This is a genomic window from Bacillus sp. 0102A, assembly GCF_036765155.1.
Lineage (GTDB): Bacteria > Bacillota > Bacilli > Bacillales > Bacillaceae > Bacillus > Bacillus subtilis_G.
This window is the reverse complement of the sequence record NZ_JBAIZW010000002.1, coordinates 461,627-479,754: the sequence shown is the minus strand read 5'-3', so window position 1 is coordinate 479,754 and position 18,128 is coordinate 461,627. Positions and strand designations below refer to the sequence as shown.

Sequence of the window (18,128 nt, the reverse complement as noted above, 5' to 3'; positions counted from 1 at the left end):
AGGCAATTCCTGCCCCGGCTCTTGTTTATGATTGTGATACCTTTTGGGTGAAGCGGTACAAGAAAGCAAGCTGCTGAAAAGCATCGTCGATACGCTGAAGGAATTCCTGGTTATTCATATTCAGCACTTCTTCTTTTTGAAGCTGAATGCCGCATAACAGCTCGGCTTTCTTTACAGTCTGCAAACGCTCAAACAGCGTCTTCAGCTGTTCCTTATCCATTTCAGACTGCTTATGTACTCCGGGTTTTGTGTGATCTGCGGACCAAACGAAGCTGTCTGGGATATTCTTTGTTATGGTTTCCTGATTCGCTTCAAGCCATTTGCCGTATTCTTCTTTGATAGGGGATTCATAAATAATCGCGAACCACACAAATACGTGGCTTTCCCATAAACCAATCTGAAAATGCGGCAGTTTTTTATAGCCTCTTTTGCTGTTTGCGAACGCCACCCAGCTGTCAGCAGGGGGATTGACGGATCTTCTTGCGTGCTTTGCCACATGCGGAAACATTTCATCTCCGGTTAAAGCTGATAAAGTCGGGGCAAAATGTTCGCCTAGAGCTGTAAGCTTCGGACGGACCGTCTCTTTTAATACCTCCATGCGCGCGTCTAAGCCTTCTATTGTAAATGTGTTAAAGTCTTCTTCTGTAAAACGCATTTGTGTCATGATTTTCCTCCTTCATGCAAGTAAACATATTTTATCACAGTTCATACGAGCGTCAAAAAGATTGAACGCGTTTGAAGAAAGGGGAAATGTGGTAATAAACCAATAGGTAAACACACAATTTTCAGAATCATGTTACGCGTAAATAGAACAATCATACGATATAAGAAGTAATCATTGTTGAATGGCAAAATGGGATGCTTTTTTACAAACAAATGATCTCTGGAAGGGGCGAAAGACAATGAGGCAAGTTGTGAAAGAGGGTTTTAAGGAAGAGAAAAACAATCGTGTAGCTGTCTGGAGACTAGAGGTAGATTATGAATTGGCAACCCTGTATGAAGCAATTCAAAAAGAAAATGAAGAACAAATTGAACAAAGCAAAAACAAACTTGAGCGACTCAGAAAAGAATGGATTCGTCTTAACGGGTAAAAAGCGATAGTGAAAACGAACCGCATGAATGGTTCGTTTTTACATGAGAAGGGATATTTTTCATTTTCCTTGCTTTTTCACCACCGTTATCAGTATCCTATAAAATAAAGGTCTACATAGAAGAGAGGGTACACAAGAATGACAAATTGGACGGAAATTGATGAAATTGCAAAAAAATGGGTAAGGGAAGCAGGCGCGAGAATTAAACACTCCATGCATGAAAGCCTGACAATTGAAACAAAATCAAATCCGAATGATTTAGTCACCAATATTGACAAAGAAACGGAAAAGTTTTTTATTGACCGCATTCAAGAAACGTTTCCGGGACACCGCATACTTGGCGAAGAAGGGCAAGGAGACAAACTCCACTCATTGGAGGGAGTCGTCTGGATTATCGACCCGATTGACGGGACGATGAATTTTGTTCACCAGCAAAGAAATTTTGCGATTTCAATCGGAATTTTTGAAAACGGAGAAGGGAAAATCGGATTAATTTATGATGTGGTGCATGATGAACTTTATCACGCATTTAGCGGCAGAGGAGCTTATATGAATGAAACGAAGCTGGCTCCTTTGAAAGAAACCGTTATTGAAGAAGCCATTCTTGGCATTAATGCGACATGGATAACGGAAAACAGAAGAATTGATTCAAGTGTGTTAGCGCCCCTTGTGAAAAGAGTTAGAGGCACACGTTCCTACGGTTCTGCCGCTTTAGAGCTGGCGAATGTCGCGGCAGGAAGAATAGATGCATACATTACGATGCGGCTTGCGCCATGGGATTACGCGGCCGGCTGTGTACTGTTAAATGAAGTGGGAGGCATTTATTCGACCATTGAGGGTGAGCCGTTTACCTTTTTAGAAAATCACAGTGTTTTGGCCGGAAAACCAACTATACATAAAACAGTATTTGAAGAGTACCTTCGTGCTGGAAAGTAGGTTATTTGAACAGGACGACCTCAGCTTGTTAGAAACGCTCGCGGAGGCTCATCCTGTATGGAAAGAGGAGGAATTTGGGGAGAAAGATGCTGAAAGCTATATGATCTCCTACTCCATGTACAACGGATCCTGGCTTGTATGGGAAAAAGACGGTCGGCCTGTTGCCCTCAGCTATCATCTCGAATGGGCGCCTTCCAACGGAAAGCCGTGGCTGGGAACGGTGCTTGTAGACCCGGATGAAGAAAAAAAGGGGCATGCGAGGATGATCATTGAACGGATCAGCAAATCGCTCAGAGCCAAACATAAAGCGATGTTTGCGGCAGTTTCTATTGATCGCAGTGAATGGATATTGTTTTTGGGTCAATGCGGGTTTGAACAGTTGAAAATGGAGAAATATGATAGAGGCAAATCATTTATGATCCTGGTGAAGCCTTTAGCGGAAGCTGCTGTATGATAACAGCAGCTTATTTTTTGTAAGCTGTTAACCATAAAAAGCCTCCCAAAAATGAGAGGCGAATCTGTGATAAAAGAAACATTATTTTTTAACCGCATGAATATAATGAATCGTTTCAAACGCTGACAACTCGTCTGTTCGATTGCCAAAGAAAAGGTCATGAATGTCGTCGGGTGATAGATGTTCATAGATGAGTAAACCTGCTGACTCTAACAGATGTTCAATTTCTTGATAAGTAAAACACGATTTCATCGGTTCTCCGCTTGCAGCAGCCATCTTCACCATATGTTCAACTCGATTTGACTTTCCTTTTGCAGTAAAGAGTGTTTCGTCGGCATAATCAAAAACGATAGAGCTCCCTGAGGGGACATGAGAAAATAAATGGCTGATCAAGCTTGCATTTTCTTCTCGTGTTAAATAATAAGACACTCCCAGAAGGCTGAAGAATGTTTTTGTGTTTTCAAATCCTTCATCTATAAGAGGCTGATAGGAAAACGTTTTGGTAAAATCCATAGGAACAAAGTGAAGGTGCTCCGGGATGGTCAGCTTTGCATCTTTCAGCTTATTTTTTTTGAATTGCTGTGTAGCCGGATGATCAACCTCGAAAACTTCTAAGCTGTTTTCCAATTCAGGATGCCGAAAACAGAAAGTATCCAGCCCGGCCCCAAGAATGACATACTGTTTTGCTCCAAGCATTAATTCGTTGTGTAAGACTTTTTCGCAATACGAAGCACGTGCTAAGGGCGTGGGTGACAGCTGGACTTGCGTAACCCATTTTAATATTTCTTCGGGATCATTTTGCAGGCGTTCAGCAATCTCTTTGTTGAAAAACGTGATTCCTTGAATCATATTCTCGCTGATGTTGGAAAACTCTTTTTCGTTAATAAGATCTTTTGCAATAAAATCATCAAAAATGAGAGGCGTGTCATATCGGCTGTGATACGCTCGGGCAAAAGCTGAAATCAAAGACGTTAAGCTGGACTGATTTTTCCTCATGAAATGATCCTCCATAAAAAAATAAGATTCCCCTGGCCAGGAGAATCTTATTATACATACAAATATATTAATGGTAAATTATAGCACAAATAAAATTTTTTGTAAATGTTTTTGCTCTATCTTCAGTCGTATGAACTTCCTTTATTTCATATGCATACGTTCATTCTTTAGATAGCAGTTAAAAAAATCTTTTACAATGTTAAGAGTATGATGCTGGGTAAAACCGATATGTACGGCTATCGTGAAGCGGGTGCTGATTCTCATGGTATCATCCTTTCGTTGTAATGGTTATGCTTACAACAGAAAAGGAAATCAATACATGTAACGAAAAAAAGCCTGAGAGATCTCAGGCTTTTCCTAACATTACAATCCAACAGCATTCCAGGCTGCTTCAACTTTTGCGGCATCAGTTGAGCCGTAAAGATCACGGGCAGACTGAATGAGAGCTGCTTTGGCATCTTTGAACGTTGAAGAAGGTGTAAGATACGTTGTTAACGCACGGTAATAGATCTGCTGTGATTTAGATACACCTAGTTTTGTAATGGTATTGTAAGCGGCTTTATTTGGAATTCCGCTGTTTGTGTGTACGCCGCCATAATCGCCTTCATCTGTGTTTGGAAGGTTTTGGTAGTCAGCGTAATTGTCTGGCTGATCGTATTTTGTCGGATTGGACAGGCTGCGGAGAGCAGGCTGGCTGACTGTAATGTCTTCACCAATGTCCCAGTCTTCTGTATCTGTAAAATAACCGAATACGTCAGAGAATGATTCGTTTAATGCCCCCGGCTGATTTTCATAAATCAAGTTGGCCGTTTCTTGAGTGACGCCATGTGTCATTTCATGTGCTGTCACATCTAATGAGCCGGAAAGCGGAGAGAAGAATGATCCGTCGCCGTCACCGTAAATCATTTGATCGCCTGTCCATGCAGCATTGTTATACCGAGTGCCGTAGTGAACGGAAGAAACGATTTTACTGCCTTTGTTATCATAGCTGTTTCGTTTAAAGTTTGAATAAAAATAATCATACACTTTGCCGAGGTTATAGTGGGCGTCAACGGCTGCCCGCTGTGATGAAGATGTAAATGTTTTAGTTGTGCTTGAGACAAGCGTACCTGGAAGGCGGCTTTGTCTGTTTTGTAAGTCATATGTGATGATTTGCGTGCCTGTTGGTTTTGAAAGATCTCTTAGAACGTATTTTCCGCTTTCATAAGAGATGTTCAAAGGAACAGTTGCGCCCTTTAGAGTTGTTCCGCTTCCAGTGGCAGCAGCATGTTCCACTTTATTTTGCTGTTTTAATATGCTGCCTGTTTCGGCATCTATTAAGACTTCCCAGTTTGCAGGTTCAGGCTCGATATAGCGAATCGTCACGTCGTAAGCAAGACGATAGCTGCCATCCTTTGTTTCTATCGCTTTTAACTCGGCTTTATTACTATTTTTGGCTGTTCCGTTAGAAACAGCGTCTGGTGATTTGCTGATGGCTTTGAAAGCGAGTGCCAGTGCTTTTTCAGAAGAGACTTTTTGGTTGTTTTCTGTTTTTGCAGCAGATTGATTGTGTAATTCACCATTGACCGCATAGACATTATCGGATTTATCAACGTGAACGATCACCTGTGAATCTTTAATAGGCACTCCGTTAACTACAGGCGCATATCGAAAGTGCTTGTACCCAAGGGCATCAGTAGTACTTTCGACAAGCTTCAGCCTTTTGGCAGGGTCACCTTTAAAAATGTTGCTGTTCTTTTTCAAAAACTGTTTGACAGCCTTGTCATTTGGTGCAGAGAGCTCTGATTGAGCTATTGCGTTTTTGGAGAGGAAGTTAGTTTGATTCTCTTTAAGCTGATGATTTTCAGCAGCCTGAACTCCAGGAAGGCTGATTGACAAACTCATAAACGAAGCAGCGACAGCAACAGACAATTTCTTACCTAAACCCACAATAAATCCCCCTTTTTTTGAAAATACTGAAAAATATTTATATCGTTATATTAAACTAGCATTTTGGAATACTCAACAAAAACTAACATAACTAGACAAAATTGATAGAAATGTCCTGTGTTTATTTTTGCTGAATAATATCCAGATGAGTCAAGTGTCATGTGATGGCTCATTGCAAGAGTTATGGGGAAGAAAAGAAATATTTGTTTCTTATTGAAACTTTTGGGCAAGCCGGCTGTCTAACCGAATGAGGCCTTAATAAGAAGTAAAGGATTGTTGTTCGTGTTGGATTTATTCAGTCATTATGTATTGCATTTCGAACGTTATTTTATATTAAGCAGGCAAAGCACCTTGCTGATTCAATGGGCAATTGTAGTTTTGGCGGGCTTATATGTTTTGGTGCACCATCCCAAGATAAACCGGTACCGCACCATTTTCTTGGCAGGTGTCTCATTGCGGATTGTGTTGCTGGCCGGGGTGTCTGTTGAACTCATTCATCAGGTGCAAGCAACAAACTTTACCAGCGCTTACTTAAGAGAGGACGGCAATGAACTGCTACCGCTGGTGCATTTTTTGTTATACGGGTATGTGCTACTGACGGCTTTTCACTATATGCTGATGCCTCGTGATCATGGCGGAAAAGGTATGTTTTATACGTTCGATCTCGCCGTTGTCAGTTTGCCGATCGTACAAATGATATTCAGTTTCTTTTCGTATTGGAATGAATATCCTACTGGGATCGAACCAATTGAATTCGTGTTCCTGTTTTTCATCATCATTCTTCCTATTGTGTTGAATGTACTGTTTTTTAAGCTGTATTGGAGAACAAATAAGATTTTACTAGGTTTATTTTATACGCTGATTATCGGACTGCTCGTCCTGCTGCTTACGCCATATCCCAATCAAATCTCCATAGATTATGGTGCAGTAATGCCATATACGATTTATTTAGCAATGGCGGGATTTTTGATGAGCTATCATCTGTTCCAAAAGTCAGGCAAGGTTTATGCGCGTGTGAATAAGTGGCTGCCGATGGCTGTCATTCTGTTTTTTGTCTTTCTCTTAAATCCGATATATAACGTAGCAACGGCTGCTTTCGCTGTATCAAAGCCGGCAAATGTTCATGACTCATTCAATTTTGTAGGAGAGCACATTTCATCTGAAAAAGCGGAACAAATTATTAAGTCATTTTTTCCTACGGATGAGACATTGTATTTACATGATACAAAGATGGATGTGCATTATTTCTATTCATTTGAAAACTTGAGCTATGAGGCTGAAGTGGATGAAGTATCACAGCTGATTAAAAATTATCAGTACTTGAAAAAGCCGCGGGGGAAAACGCTGACGGATCAGGAATACATGCGGAAGTCCATCGCTTTCCTTGAGCGACACGGCCGTATGTTAAATAAAGATCACATCGAAACAACGGTATCTAAAGAAGACGGCCAGATAGTCGTTCGTATATATCTGAAAAATCAACTTCATAAAAAAGATCATGAAGATGATGGAACGGTATTTTATTGGGAAAAGGAAACACTAATGGGCTTTAGTGAAGACCCTTCAATTTATCAGCTTGATTCTCTTCTGCATGTTCATGTAACAGAACAAGACATACAAGACAAAGTGAAGGAAGTGTTTACAGCTTTAAACATACCGAAACAGCCTTATCAGATCACTGATATTGAAAGCGACAGCCTGCTTGGAAGCTTGGTGCGCGTTGAAACGAGAGATGGAATTGTTTTGGAATTCGAGAGTGAATCTGGTTGTTTACATAGTCTTTCGCTTCCAATGAAAAAGAATATTTCACTGACAAACAACAAGCTGCAGCGGCAGATATTATCGGTCTTCAATGCTGATGTATCAGAAATGAAGAAAAAAAGCAGGCAGAGTGACATGGTGATGTTTACTGATTCTTCTAAAACATATGAGCTTTTTGAAGATCAAGGTCAGCTAAACGCTTATGTGTACAGCGATACACTCGATAGGGCATTTCCATATACGTATCGTGATGGAAAATTGGCTTATGAAAAAGTAGCTTCTGCATACCAGGATGTCATTTACAAAAAACGTATGCGTCCAATTATCGTTCAAAGAGGGAATGAACGCCATTATGCATGGCTGATCATTATTCAGCCGTTTGGCTCAAACCGCCATGATGCTTATGTGGTGGATGGAGACACACAAGAGGTGGAAAGCCTATATGAATCATAAAGAAAAAGCGTCTGTATTTTTAGATTTATATGACCTATATAAAGAAGGAGTGCTAGAGGATGAATCAATGGAATGGATGAGACAGCAAGAGCCGTTATTTCAAAAGAATGCGGAAGGCTTAAAGAGTGAATCTTGTTCAAAAAGAAGCCCGGGTGCTGAAGAAGAGAGCCAAATCAGACATATGAAAGTATACCTGTCTGCCATGTATATCTGTTTCATTTTATTGGCTATTTGGATGACGGTGTGGTTTTATTTCTAATGAAGCATAGGGATTCTATTGAGGACTTGTATCGACAGTATTACCGAGAAATTTTAAATTATTTATTCAGAAGGACTCATCATCTTGAAACAGCCAAGGACTTAGCGCAGGACACGTTTGTAAAAGCTCTTAACGGCCTGGCTTCGTTTAGGGGGCATTCTTCCATCAGAACGTGGCTTTACACCATTGCACATCATACCTTTGTCAATTGGTACCGCAGGGATGTCAAATACCAATTGACTGATATCAGCAAAAATGAAGGATTAACGCAAACAACTTATGAGCAGCCTGAACAGTATCTGTCACGGACGGTAAAAAGCGAAACGTTGCGGCAGGAGATCCTGCTGTTAAAAGATCAGCATCAATCCGTTTTGATTTTAAGAGAATTCCAAGAGCTTTCTTATGAAGAAATCGCTGAGATATTAGGATGGAGTCTTTCAAAGGTGAAAACCACACTGCACCGGGCCAGATTAGAGCTAAAGAAAAACATGGCGAAAAGAAGAGAGGAGGAGCGGATATGACCTGCTTTCTAGTAAGAGACCTGCTTCCTCTGTATCTTGAAGGTGATTGTAAAAGTGAAACGGAACACGTCATTGAAGAACATTTAAAGACCTGCAGCAGCTGCAGAGAGATGTATGACATGATGGTTGAGCCTTTTGAATTGGAAGGTGGACAGGCCGTTGAGGAGGCTTTTCTGCCGGAAGAAGAAATGCGGTTCAAACAGAGGTACTATGGTTTGCTGATCGTTAAAGCTGCCTGCTGGTTCGGAGCGGCGGTAGCCGTGATGCTGATCATCAAACTGCTCATATAAAGAAAAGCGCTTGTCCGACTGCGGCAAGCGCTTTTTTAGATTAAGCTTCAGGATGGATCATATCGTAGATTGCGGCAAGCTGTTCTTGTGGCAGAGCACTGAAGAGTTTGCCGTAAACATCAGCTTGCGAAGGTGTCGCCCCTGCTTGTACGGCTGCATCTTTATCATAGCTGTACACACCTTCTTGTAATACAATTGCTGCTTGAAGAATGTGAATCTTTAAGGAAACAGCGGAGAAAAATTGTTCAAGTGCGAGTGCTTCTTTATCTGTGAAGCCAAGTTCAATTGCTTTTTCTGTATCAAATTTGTAATTTCCATCTTCGGCATACACACATTGTGAAACAACGCTGAAAAATTCTGATGTCGATTCCCATAATGTTGAAATTACTTGAGCCTCTTCTTTTGTCATTCCTAACTCGACAGCTTTTTCACTGTCAAAATAATACACACCGTCTTGTTCGTATATACATTGATTTAATATATCAATGAATGTATTGAGATCTTCGTTAGTGATTGTCTGATGCTGAACATGAACAGCAGTGTTATCAGTCAATGTTTTTGCGCTGGCTGCATCAGGGCCGAACGTGAATAGAGCAGCTGAGGTCATTGCGGCAGTTGTTAGCATAGCTTTTTTTACAAATGTTTTCTTCATGTTTCTTCTCTCCCTTTTATGAATTGTGCTACGAATCCCATTATAGGGAGAGATTGGAGGAGGAGAAATAGGCTCTATGGACTTTTATGTATATGTTGCCGGACTATTTTTTACCGGTCACATGAGTCATCATGAGAACGTTTGTCTATGTATGAATGCTGTTTTACATCTTCCAGACTAAGAAACAGGGGAGATAAGGCTTAATAAAATGAAAAAAACCGCTTTTTTGCGGTGTTTCAGCGTGTCGACAAACTCTCGCATTCGTTGTCAAGGCTGCACGTCGGTGCTCACGAATTCGAACATTGGCTGTGCTCCGATGCACGCCCTTCCTAGACTTCAAGGGTTTTCAATCACACTGAAAAGATACAAAATGCTAAAATGAAAACCATTTTAGCATTTTGTCAACAATTTGAAACACTGCTTTCTTTGCGGTGTTTTTTGATTATAATATTTCCTGCGGGGCAATGCTTTTAATCAAGCAAGCCCTGCTCGCGCATTTTCTTTTTTAATGTAAATCCGCCGCCCATAACGGCGCAAACAAGTACAATGCTCCCTGCAATGCCTATGGCGCTTTTTTCAGCGATAAAGACGCCGATCAGCATAATGCTGAAAACTGCTGCAAATGCAAATAATAGGAAAAGCCAATTCTTTTTTTTCATATTTTCCATCCCCTTTTACGTCTTATAGTAAGTTTACTGAAAAACGTGACGCTTTTAAAGAGGAAGTGTGGTATAATATGAAAGTTATCTAATTTTTTTAGGAGATGAAAAAGTGAAACTTCGAAACGATCTTCGCAACATCGCGATTATTGCCCACGTTGACCATGGAAAAACGACTCTAGTTGATCAGCTTTTACATCAAGCTGGTACGTTCCGTGCCAACGAACAGGTTGCTGAACGCGCAATGGACTCTAATGATCTTGAACGCGAACGCGGCATTACAATTTTGGCGAAAAATACAGCGATTAACTATAAAGATACACGCATCAATATTTTGGATACCCCTGGACACGCAGACTTTGGGGGAGAGGTAGAACGGATTATGAAAATGGTTGACGGCGTACTGCTTGTCGTTGACGCATATGAAGGCTGTATGCCTCAGACTCGTTTTGTTCTGAAAAAAGCCCTTGAGCAAAACCTGAACCCGGTTGTTGTTGTCAACAAAATTGACCGTGACTTTGCTCGTCCTGAGGAAGTAATCGATGAGGTTCTTGATCTGTTCATTGAGCTTGATGCCAATGAACAGCAGCTTGAATTCCCAGTGGTATATGCTTCAGCGATTAATGGTACAGCGAGTCTTGATCCGAAACAGCAGGATGAAAACATGGAATCTTTATATGAAACCATTATTAAGCATGTTCCGGCACCTGTTGAAAATGCAGAGGAGCCGCTTCAGTTCCAAGTTGCCCTTCTTGACTACAATGATTATGTAGGCCGTATCGGAATCGGACGCGTATTCCGCGGTACGATGAAAGTCGGTCAGCAGGTTTCTCTTATGAAGCTTGACGGAACGGCTAAGTCATTCCGTGTAACAAAAATTTTCGGTTTCCAAGGCTTAAAGCGGGTGGAAATTGAAGAAGCAAAAGCGGGAGACCTCGTTGCGGTTTCCGGCATGGAAGATATTAATGTTGGTGAAACGGTCTGTCCTGTAGACCATCAAGATCCGCTTCCAGTGCTTCGCATTGATGAACCGACACTTCAAATGACATTTGTCGTGAATAACAGTCCGTTTGCAGGTCGTGAAGGTAAATATGTAACGGCCCGCAAAATTGAAGAGCGTCTTCATTCACAGCTTCAGACGGATGTGAGCTTGCGTGTTGAGCCAACAGCTTCTCCTGATGCTTGGGTTGTTTCCGGACGCGGTGAGCTCCACTTGTCAATTCTGATTGAAAATATGCGCCGTGAAGGCTATGAACTTCAAGTTTCAAAACCTGAAGTTATCATCAAAGAAATCGACGGTGTACGCTGTGAGCCTGTTGAGCGTGTGCAAATCGATGTACCGGAAGAGCATACAGGCTCTGTCATGGAATCAATGGGTGCCCGCAAAGGCGAAATGATTGACATGATCAACAATGGTAACGGCCAAGTCCGTCTCATCTTTACTGTTCCTTCCCGCGGACTGATCGGGTACTCCACAGAGTTCTTATCATTAACACGCGGCTTTGGTATTCTTAACCATACGTTTGACAGCTACCAGCCGATGCAGGCGGGCCAAGTCGGCGGACGCCGTCAAGGTGTGCTTGTGTCAATGGAAAACGGAAAAGCGACATCTTATGGTATTCAAGGAATTGAAGACCGTGGTGTCATCTTTGTTGAGCCAGGTACTGAAGTATACGAAGGAATGATTGTTGGAGAGCATAACCGTGACAACGACCTTGTTGTTAACGTCAGCAAAATGAAACAGCAGACGAACGTCCGCTCTGCGACAAAGGATCAGACAACTACAATTAAAAAAGCGCGCATCATGTCTCTTGAGGAGTCTCTAGAGTACTTAAACGAAGATGAATACTGTGAAGTAACGCCTGAATCCATCCGTTTAAGAAAGAAAATCCTCAATAAAAACGAACGTGAAAAAGCGGCTAAAAAGAAAAAAACAGCAGGATTGTCTTAATCTCTTGCAGAATTTGAAAAGATAGAACCCGTACGTTTACAGGGGAGGGAATCTTTTTGAATGACGTAAGCGAACGCCTGTCGTTCTTCGCCGCTCTATATCAAGTAGACCGGCAGCCTGCGGCAGGCATGTGGCTGCTGTACGGCACGATTTTTGTGTTGGCCGTTATTGTATTTAAGCTTGGATTTGCTAAACGGCTTCCGGTATTAAAATCAGCAGTGGTGTATGTATTTCTGGCTTTGGGCTGCACTGTTTTAACCTTTTTAGGAGTGTTTTTGCCTGTGGCAGAGGGATTGGTCGTCGCTGCGCTGATTTTAATCATTTACAAAATTCGGCTGTATCAGTCGAAAAAAGGACAGTCTGCAAAATCATAAAAAGACTCAGCTGAAGAGCTGAGTCTTTTTGTTCTGTATGGTAAAGCTGCCGCTTTATTTTTTGACTTTTTCTTTCTTCTGCTGTCCCGGGTGAAATGCGAATTTTCCCGTTTTCAGCCGTTCTTCTGTTTTTTCGGTAATCCGATCGTGGCATTCCTGGCACATATATGTATGGATCGGGCGGTTTCGAAGCCGTTTCGCGATCAGGGTATCATCATCAATTGTTTCAATTTTATCGCAAATAGAACATTGGACCCTCATCATATCACCTCTTTCACTAACATGTATTATAGCACGGATCAGAAGCTGTCCAAAATAAGAAAAAGCTAAAGCGCGAGGCTATAGCTTTTTCATGATTATTATTTTTTCATATGATGATCAGATTGATCGTTTTGCTCCTGTTCCAATTCCTGCTGCTGCTTTCTGTTTAATTGGTCATTTTGCTGCTTTGTTTGCGGCTCATCTTCATCGTCAATCACATCGTTAGGCACTTCCGGAAGCACTCGGCCGACAATTGCAGCCAATTCATCTAATATGCCTGTCACCGGCCGGCCTTCACTGATTTCTCTGCTCATTTCATTCAGGCGGCTGACCGTATCCGGGTCAGCAATGACAACTGCGTTGGCACCGTGTCGATCATCTTTCAGAGCCTGTGCTACAGAATATTTAATGGTTTCCACTTTGCTTCTGTCCAAAGTATCATCGACATCAATCCCTACAACGGCATAACCTCCCAGCACAACGGCTGTTGCATCCTTAACATCGGGGATTTTTTCAGCAACGCTGACAAGATGCTTCGCAATATCCGCTCTTGTCCCATTGTCTTTTGTCTCCTGAGTTGTGTCCTTTACGTGAATCGGTTTGGTTTCCTGCTGCCTTGTTGATTCTTTTTCAACATTCTGATCCTGGTTTCCTTGTTGGTAGGCACATGCGGACAGGATAAGCGTCAGCTGTATCATAATGAAAAGAATTCGCACTTGCGGGTTCCCTCCTTGAAATGCATTCATTAATTTTATTGTTGAATTAACCTTCTATCTTTATTCACAAAAACATATATTTTAGCAGGCATTCACCTTTTTTATCGTAAGAGAAGCAGGAAGAACTTTGACCTTTATATCAGGAGGCTGAGACTTGAGTAAAATTTATGTGTTAGATACGAATGTGTTATTACAGGATCCTAACGCGATATTTTCTTTTGAAGAAAATGAGGTTGTCATCCCTGCTGTTGTATTAGAAGAAGTTGATTCGAAAAAAAGGTATATGGACGAAGTTGGGAGGAATGCAAGGCACGTATCTAAGCTGATCGATGCTTTAAGGCAAAAGGGAAGGCTGCATGAGCAGGTCCCGCTCGACACCGGCGGTACACTGAGAATTGAACTGAATCATCGTTCGTTTCACCAGCTGCAAGAGATCTTTATTGAAAAAACGAACGATAATCGTATATTGGCTGTTGCGAAAAATTTAAGCCTCGAGGAAGAAACGAAGGAAGATGGCAGGCCGGTTATTCTCGTCAGCAAGGATGTATTGGTCAGAGTGAAAGCGGACGCGATCGGACTGCATGCTGAAGATTTCTTAAATGACCGGGTTGTGGACAATGATGAAATGTACAACGGCTATAAGGATTTATATATCAGCCAGCAGCTGTTCAGCTCTTTTTATGGGAAAAATCAAATTACAGTAAATGAAATGAAACAGCACACATTTTATCCGAATCAATTCGCATTAATGAAAGATGAGCTGGGAGGATCCTCTTCAGCCGTCGGAATGGCGGATAAAACAGGCACGGTCTTAAAAAGGCTTGTTTTTGACGATGAACATGTATGGGGAATCAGGCCGAAAAATGTACAGCAGACAATGGCATTAGAGCTTTTGCTGCGTGAAGATATTCCGCTCGTCACCCTAATCGGAAAAGCAGGAACCGGCAAAACGCTTTTAGCATTGGCGGCGGGGCTATTACAGACAGAAGACTTGGGAATATATAAAAAATTGATCGTCGCAAGGCCGATTGTTCCTGTTGGCAAGGATATTGGATATTTGCCCGGCGAAAAAGAGGAAAAGCTAAAGCCTTGGATGCAGCCGATTTTTGACAATTTGGAGTTTCTGTTTAATGCGAAAAAACCGGGGGAGCTTGAGGCCATTCTGGCGGGTATTGGCTCAATTCAGGTGGAAGCGCTGACTTATATCAGGGGGAGAAGCATTCCGGATCAATTTATTATTATTGATGAGGCTCAAAATTTGACCAGGCATGAGGTGAAAACGCTGCTGACGAGAGTCGGTGAGGGCAGTAAAATTGTCTTAATGGGCGATCCAGAACAAATTGATCACCCATATTTAGACAGTCTGAACAATGGTTTAGCCTACGTGGTTGAGCGGTTTAAAGGACAACCCATCTCAGGCAGCGTGAAGCTGCTAAAAGGCGAGAGATCGGGTCTCGCCCAGCTTGCCGCTGACTTGCTGTAAGCTTACATGATTTCAATTTCTTTTATATCGGTGATCGGCTGATCGTGATCAACTGGATCTTCAAAATAAATATGAACGGGGCCGCCTTCTTGGATTGGCTTGCCTGCCTCACTGAAATGGACAATACTGTTCAGTGCGGTTTCCAGAGGAACGGCGGCCTTTTTCGAACTTGTGACAAATACGCATTGTGTCGCGGAGCTGAGAGGCTCAGCATTTTTCAGGACAGTCCCAAGTTTCATGGCAAAACTGCCGTTCATTAGTTTTTGCTTCTCGTATTGTTTTTCCGTCTTTAATGTCGGCGGTGCAATCCGGCCCTCTCTGATCACGCGTTCAGGGTCAAGAGCGGATTCATCCCCGACTGATTGTGAATGTATATCTTGACTGTCCCCTTTGCGTTCAAACGAAAATTTGCGGTCATCAAAAATCCATACGCTCGGATCGATGGTGATCGGATATGTAACATTGCCTTTTACTTGTATAACACTCATGGTTATGACCCCCTTCTCCCAAAATTATAAAAGTTTTCGCATGAATTGTCACTTTGTGTACAAATTATGTGTATTGAAATGCTCAGGGAGCGAGGGTGGTTGCATGGTATGCCGGCATAATGACGAGCTTGAAACCTTAGTGAACGAAGCGAAAAAGATGACGGACAAGGGGGAGGTAGCCAGTTATATTCCTGCCTTGGCAAAAGCTGATCAACACGATCTGTCAGTGGCGATTTATTATTCCAATACTACTTGTCTGTCAGCGGGTGACGTGGAAAAAACATTTACGCTTCAAAGTATATCGAAAGTGCTCTCGCTTGCTTTGGTGTTAATGGAATACGGCAAGGATAAGGTCTTCAGCTATGTCGGACAGGAGCCGACTGGTGATCCGTTTAATTCAATTATCAAGCTTGAAACAGTGAATCCGAGCAAGCCGTTAAACCCTATGATCAATGCCGGTGCATTGGTAGTGACCAGCTTGATTAAAGGGAAAACGGTAAAAGAGAGACTTGATTATTTACTTTCTTTTATCAGAAAACTGACAAACAACCAACAGATTACATATTGCCAGGAAGTGGCTGAATCCGAATACAGCACGTCGATGATTAATCGGGCAATGTGTTATTATATGAAACAGTACAGGATTTTTGAAGATGATGTAGAAGCGGTAATGGATTTATACACGAAGCAATGTGCGATTGAAATGAACAGTCTGGACTTGGCGAAAATCGGATCTGTATTTGCGCTGAACGGCAGACACCCCGAGACTGGGGAGCAAGTTATCTCAAAAGATGTTGCGAGAATTTGCAAAACATTTATGGTGACGTGCGGAATGTACAATGCAAGCGGCGAATTTGCGATTAAGGTCGGAATTCCTGCGAAAAGCGGCGTATCCGGAGGGATTATGGGCATTTCGCCATACGATTTCGGGATTGGTATTTTTGGCCCGGCATTGGACGAAAAAGGGAACAGCATTGCGGGTGTGAAGCTTTTGGAAATCATGTCTGAAATGTACAAACTGAGTATTTTTTAATTTATGTCATCTGCTTAAATCCTCTTGCATTTTCTGCTGATACCCTTTATGATAAATAGAAGAATTAGGTACTCGCCTGGGGAACGGAGGGATACTTTTGGCTTCAGAGATGATAGTTGACCATCGGCAAAAAGCTTTTGAGCTCTTAAAAGTTGACGCTGAGAAGATTTTGAAGCTGATCCGAGTACAAATGGATAACTTAACGATGCCTCAATGTCCTCTATATGAAGAGGTATTAGATACTCAAATGTTCGGGCTTTCGAGGGAAATCGATTTTGCTGTCCGCCTGGGATTGGTTGATGAAAAAGACGGTAAAGACCTTTTATACACATTGGAGCGCGAATTGTCTGCTTTGCATGACGCGTTTACAGGTAAATAAATGATAAAACTCAAACTTGTTAACAGTTTGGGTTTTTTTATAACCGCACATTTTCTCCCACCTTCTCGGAGACGGTCTTTTTTTACACATTCCTTCCGAATCGTATAGAGATTCTTCATCTTGTTTGATAAATTGTAGTAAAATAAAAAAGATCAATACATAAAAACCATAGATAATGGAAGTTGGAAGCAGGGAAGAGGATGTTATGTTAAAAAAAATGCTGAAATCTTATGATTACTCACTGATATTCGCAATTGTTTTATTATGCGGATTCGGTTTAGTGATGGTATACAGTTCAAGTATGATTACGGCTGTTTCTCGTTATAACGTAAGCAGTAATTTTTTCTTCATGCGGCAGCTGTTTGCTTTAATTGCGGGTGGCGCTCTTTTTATTCTCATGGCTTTGTTTCCTTACAAAGCATTGGCTCACCAAAAGTTTCAGAAGGGAATGCTGCTTGTTTCTGTTTTTGCGCTCATTTCGCTGTTCGTATTCGGACATGTTGCCGGAAACGCGCAAAGCTGGTTTAAAATTGGCGGACTGAGCATGCAGCCGGGCGAATTTGTCAAGCTAGTGGTCATATTGTACCTTGCAGCCGTATACGCCAAAAAACAAAGCTATATTGATCATCTGTTAACGGGAGTTGCGCCTCCGGTGGTGATGACAATCATTCTTTGCGGTTTGATCGCTATGCAGCCTGACTTCGGAACTGCGGCGATTATCGGATTAATTGCGGCTTGCATGATTTTGTGTTCCGGTTTCAGCGGGAAGACTTTGGCAAGGCTTATTTTACTGGGGGGGATTGTTTTACTCTTGGTCAGTCCGATTATTTATTTAAACAAGGATAAAATCCTGTCAGAAAAGCGTTTAGATCGTTTTGAGAGCCTTGAAGATCCGTTTAAATATGCGGATTCATCTGGCCTGCAAGTGATTAATTCCTATTATGCAATCGGATCAGGCGGTATTTTCGGTATGGGACTAGGTGAAAGTATTCAAAAATACGGTTATCTTCCTGAATCGCATACTGACTTTATTATGGCTGTCATTGCCGAAGAACTTGGTATTTTTGGGGTATTGTTTGTGATTATTCTATTGGGGTTTATCGTCATAAAAGGCTTTTATATAGCCAGAAAATGCGAGGACCCGTTTGGAAGTCTTCTAGCGATCGGTATTTCAAGCATGATTGCCATCCAATCGTTTGTTAACCTTGGCGGTGTCAGCGGATTAATTCCCATTACAGGAGTTACGCTGCCGTTTATCAGCTACGGGGGGTCTTCTTTAGTGCTGCTGCTGGCGAGTATGGGAATATTAGCCAATATCAGTATGTTCGTGAAATATTCAGAGAATAAGAAAAAGAAAGAGCCCGTGGCGTCAAAGGGAATGAAGAAGAAACAGCTTGAAAAAACTGTTTATCTGTAAAAAACAAGTGTGTACATGGGAAGGA

General features: G+C 41.9%; 21 protein-coding genes. 13 read left to right on the top strand and 8 right to left on the bottom strand.

Annotated elements, in window-relative coordinates; all coding sequences use genetic code 11:
* Positions 1-25: 25 nt before the first annotated feature.
* Positions 26-664 (bottom strand): YktB family protein, encoded by a 639-nt coding sequence (locus V6D41_RS06815; protein WP_333517686.1) that lies wholly within the window; start codon positions 662-664, stop codon positions 26-28.
* Positions 665-902: 238 nt separating this feature from the next.
* Here V6D41_RS06815 and V6D41_RS06810 point away from each other — a divergent pair, with 238 nt between their 5' ends.
* The 3 genes from V6D41_RS06810 to V6D41_RS06800 all read left to right on the top strand — a co-directional run bounded on the left by V6D41_RS06810 (position 903) and on the right by V6D41_RS06800 (position 2,481).
* On the top strand, positions 903-1,091 hold the full coding sequence (locus tag V6D41_RS06810; RefSeq protein WP_087992243.1) for a hypothetical protein: 189 nt from the start codon (positions 903-905) through the stop codon (positions 1,089-1,091).
* Positions 1,092-1,229: 138 nt separating this feature from the next.
* The gene (gene suhB, locus V6D41_RS06805; RefSeq protein WP_333517685.1) at positions 1,230-2,027 is read left to right on the top strand and encodes an inositol-1-monophosphatase; all 798 of its coding nucleotides are present in this window, start codon (positions 1,230-1,232) and stop codon (positions 2,025-2,027) included.
* Positions 2,028-2,052: 25 nt separating this feature from the next.
* Positions 2,053-2,481, top strand: a complete 429-nt coding sequence (locus V6D41_RS06800; protein WP_333517684.1) for a GNAT family N-acetyltransferase — start codon at positions 2,053-2,055, stop codon at positions 2,479-2,481.
* 81 nt (positions 2,482-2,562) lie between these two features.
* Here the strand turns inward: V6D41_RS06800 and V6D41_RS06795 are convergent, their stop codons facing one another.
* Together V6D41_RS06795 and nprE are read right to left on the bottom strand one after the other, a co-directional pair.
* Positions 2,563-3,477, bottom strand: coding sequence for a class I SAM-dependent methyltransferase (locus V6D41_RS06795; RefSeq protein WP_333517683.1), 915 nt, complete (start codon positions 3,475-3,477; stop codon positions 2,563-2,565).
* A 363-nt stretch (positions 3,478-3,840) separates the two neighbouring features.
* Entirely contained in the window at positions 3,841-5,406 is a 1,566-nt protein-coding gene (gene nprE / locus V6D41_RS06790) for a neutral metalloprotease NprE (RefSeq protein WP_333517682.1), read from the bottom strand.
* 273 nt (positions 5,407-5,679) lie between these two features.
* On the opposite strand from nprE, the gene V6D41_RS06785 reads away from it, so the two are divergent.
* Genes V6D41_RS06785 through V6D41_RS06770 form a run of 4 tightly spaced genes read left to right on the top strand, consistent with a single transcriptional unit; the run spans position 5,680 to position 8,690 of the window.
* The gene (locus tag V6D41_RS06785) at positions 5,680-7,620 is read left to right on the top strand and encodes a hypothetical protein (protein WP_333517681.1); all 1,941 of its coding nucleotides are present in this window, start codon (positions 5,680-5,682) and stop codon (positions 7,618-7,620) included.
* Complete coding sequence (locus V6D41_RS06780) at positions 7,610-7,879, top strand: hypothetical protein (RefSeq protein ID WP_333517680.1); 270 nt, start codon at positions 7,610-7,612, stop codon at positions 7,877-7,879. Before V6D41_RS06785 ends, V6D41_RS06780 begins: the two co-directional genes overlap by 11 nt.
* Entirely contained in the window at positions 7,879-8,400 is a 522-nt protein-coding gene (gene ylaC, locus V6D41_RS06775) for an RNA polymerase sigma factor YlaC (protein ID WP_333517679.1), read from the top strand. Before V6D41_RS06780 ends, ylaC begins: the two co-directional genes overlap by 1 nt.
* Complete coding sequence (locus tag V6D41_RS06770; protein ID WP_333517678.1) at positions 8,397-8,690, top strand: anti-sigma factor family protein; 294 nt, start codon at positions 8,397-8,399, stop codon at positions 8,688-8,690. The genes ylaC and V6D41_RS06770 overlap by 4 nt, the downstream gene beginning before the upstream one ends.
* A 40-nt stretch (positions 8,691-8,730) precedes the next feature.
* Here V6D41_RS06770 and V6D41_RS06765 read toward each other — a convergent pair whose 3' ends face one another.
* Together V6D41_RS06765 and V6D41_RS06760 are read right to left on the bottom strand one after the other, a co-directional pair.
* On the bottom strand, positions 8,731-9,342 hold the full coding sequence (locus tag V6D41_RS06765; RefSeq protein ID WP_333517677.1) for a hypothetical protein: 612 nt from the start codon (positions 9,340-9,342) through the stop codon (positions 8,731-8,733).
* Positions 9,343-9,812: 470 nt separating this feature from the next.
* The gene (locus V6D41_RS06760; RefSeq protein ID WP_333517676.1) at positions 9,813-10,001 is read right to left on the bottom strand and encodes a YlaF family protein; all 189 of its coding nucleotides are present in this window, start codon (positions 9,999-10,001) and stop codon (positions 9,813-9,815) included.
* A 112-nt stretch (positions 10,002-10,113) separates the two neighbouring features.
* On the opposite strand from V6D41_RS06760, the gene typA reads away from it, so the two are divergent.
* Positions 10,114-11,952 (top strand): translational GTPase TypA, encoded by a 1,839-nt coding sequence (gene typA, locus V6D41_RS06755; protein WP_087992181.1) that lies wholly within the window; start codon positions 10,114-10,116, stop codon positions 11,950-11,952.
* Between the two features lie 56 nt (positions 11,953-12,008).
* Positions 12,009-12,326, top strand: a complete 318-nt coding sequence (locus V6D41_RS06750) for a YlaH-like family protein (RefSeq protein ID WP_003232274.1) — start codon at positions 12,009-12,011, stop codon at positions 12,324-12,326.
* Positions 12,327-12,380: 54 nt separating this feature from the next.
* Here V6D41_RS06750 and V6D41_RS06745 read toward each other — a convergent pair whose 3' ends face one another.
* Both V6D41_RS06745 and V6D41_RS06740 read right to left on the bottom strand, forming a co-directional pair.
* Positions 12,381-12,590 carry a YlaI family protein gene (locus tag V6D41_RS06745; protein WP_333517675.1) on the bottom strand — a complete coding sequence of 70 codons (210 nt, stop codon included), beginning with the start codon at positions 12,588-12,590 and terminating at the stop codon, positions 12,381-12,383.
* A gap of 95 nt (positions 12,591-12,685) precedes the next feature.
* Positions 12,686-13,303: a YhcN/YlaJ family sporulation lipoprotein gene (locus V6D41_RS06740; protein WP_148961918.1), complete on the bottom strand. Its 618-nt coding sequence runs from the start codon at positions 13,301-13,303 to the stop codon at positions 12,686-12,688.
* Positions 13,304-13,457: 154 nt separating this feature from the next.
* Between V6D41_RS06740 and V6D41_RS06735 the strand changes: the two genes are divergently transcribed.
* Positions 13,458-14,786 carry a PhoH family protein gene (locus V6D41_RS06735; RefSeq protein WP_333517674.1) on the top strand — a complete coding sequence of 443 codons (1,329 nt, stop codon included), beginning with the start codon at positions 13,458-13,460 and terminating at the stop codon, positions 14,784-14,786.
* Between the two features lie 2 nt (positions 14,787-14,788).
* Here the strand turns inward: V6D41_RS06735 and V6D41_RS06730 are convergent, their stop codons facing one another.
* Positions 14,789-15,274 carry a peptidyl-prolyl cis-trans isomerase gene (locus V6D41_RS06730; RefSeq protein ID WP_333517673.1) on the bottom strand — a complete coding sequence of 162 codons (486 nt, stop codon included), beginning with the start codon at positions 15,272-15,274 and terminating at the stop codon, positions 14,789-14,791.
* 103 nt (positions 15,275-15,377) lie between these two features.
* Here V6D41_RS06730 and glsA point away from each other — a divergent pair, with 103 nt between their 5' ends.
* The 3 genes from glsA (at position 15,378) to V6D41_RS06715 (ending at position 18,103) form a co-directional block, all read left to right on the top strand.
* On the top strand, positions 15,378-16,307 hold the full coding sequence (gene glsA / locus V6D41_RS06725) for a glutaminase A (RefSeq protein ID WP_333517672.1): 930 nt from the start codon (positions 15,378-15,380) through the stop codon (positions 16,305-16,307).
* Positions 16,308-16,404: 97 nt separating this feature from the next.
* Positions 16,405-16,686 (top strand): YlaN family protein, encoded by a 282-nt coding sequence (locus V6D41_RS06720; protein ID WP_003221339.1) that lies wholly within the window; start codon positions 16,405-16,407, stop codon positions 16,684-16,686.
* A 205-nt stretch (positions 16,687-16,891) separates the two neighbouring features.
* Positions 16,892-18,103: an FtsW/RodA/SpoVE family cell cycle protein gene (locus V6D41_RS06715; protein WP_333517671.1), complete on the top strand. Its 1,212-nt coding sequence runs from the start codon at positions 16,892-16,894 to the stop codon at positions 18,101-18,103.
* The last annotated feature ends 25 nt before the right edge of the window (positions 18,104-18,128 follow it).

Bases quoted from the DNA above. Each gene is read 5' to 3' on its own strand.
- V6D41_RS06815 (WP_333517686.1), bottom strand. From the start codon at position 664: ATGACACAAATGCGTTTTACAGAAGAAGACTTTAACACATTTACAATA.
- V6D41_RS06810 (WP_087992243.1), top strand. From the start codon at position 903: ATGAGGCAAGTTGTGAAAGAGGGTTTTAAGGAAGAGAAAAACAATCGT.
- suhB (WP_333517685.1), top strand. From the start codon at position 1,230: ATGACAAATTGGACGGAAATTGATGAAATTGCAAAAAAATGGGTAAGG.
- V6D41_RS06795 (WP_333517683.1), bottom strand. From the start codon at position 3,477: ATGAGGAAAAATCAGTCCAGCTTAACGTCTTTGATTTCAGCTTTTGCC.
- V6D41_RS06780 (WP_333517680.1), top strand. From the start codon at position 7,610: ATGAATCATAAAGAAAAAGCGTCTGTATTTTTAGATTTATATGACCTA.
- ylaC (WP_333517679.1), top strand. From the start codon at position 7,879: ATGAAGCATAGGGATTCTATTGAGGACTTGTATCGACAGTATTACCGA.
- V6D41_RS06770 (WP_333517678.1), top strand. From the start codon at position 8,397: ATGACCTGCTTTCTAGTAAGAGACCTGCTTCCTCTGTATCTTGAAGGT.
- V6D41_RS06765 (WP_333517677.1), bottom strand. From the start codon at position 9,342: ATGAAGAAAACATTTGTAAAAAAAGCTATGCTAACAACTGCCGCAATG.
- V6D41_RS06760 (WP_333517676.1), bottom strand. From the start codon at position 10,001: ATGAAAAAAAAGAATTGGCTTTTCCTATTATTTGCATTTGCAGCAGTT.
- V6D41_RS06745 (WP_333517675.1), bottom strand. From the start codon at position 12,590: ATGATGAGGGTCCAATGTTCTATTTGCGATAAAATTGAAACAATTGAT.
- V6D41_RS06730 (WP_333517673.1), bottom strand. From the start codon at position 15,274: ATGAGTGTTATACAAGTAAAAGGCAATGTTACATATCCGATCACCATC.
- glsA (WP_333517672.1), top strand. From the start codon at position 15,378: ATGGTATGCCGGCATAATGACGAGCTTGAAACCTTAGTGAACGAAGCG.
- V6D41_RS06715 (WP_333517671.1), top strand. From the start codon at position 16,892: ATGTTAAAAAAAATGCTGAAATCTTATGATTACTCACTGATATTCGCA.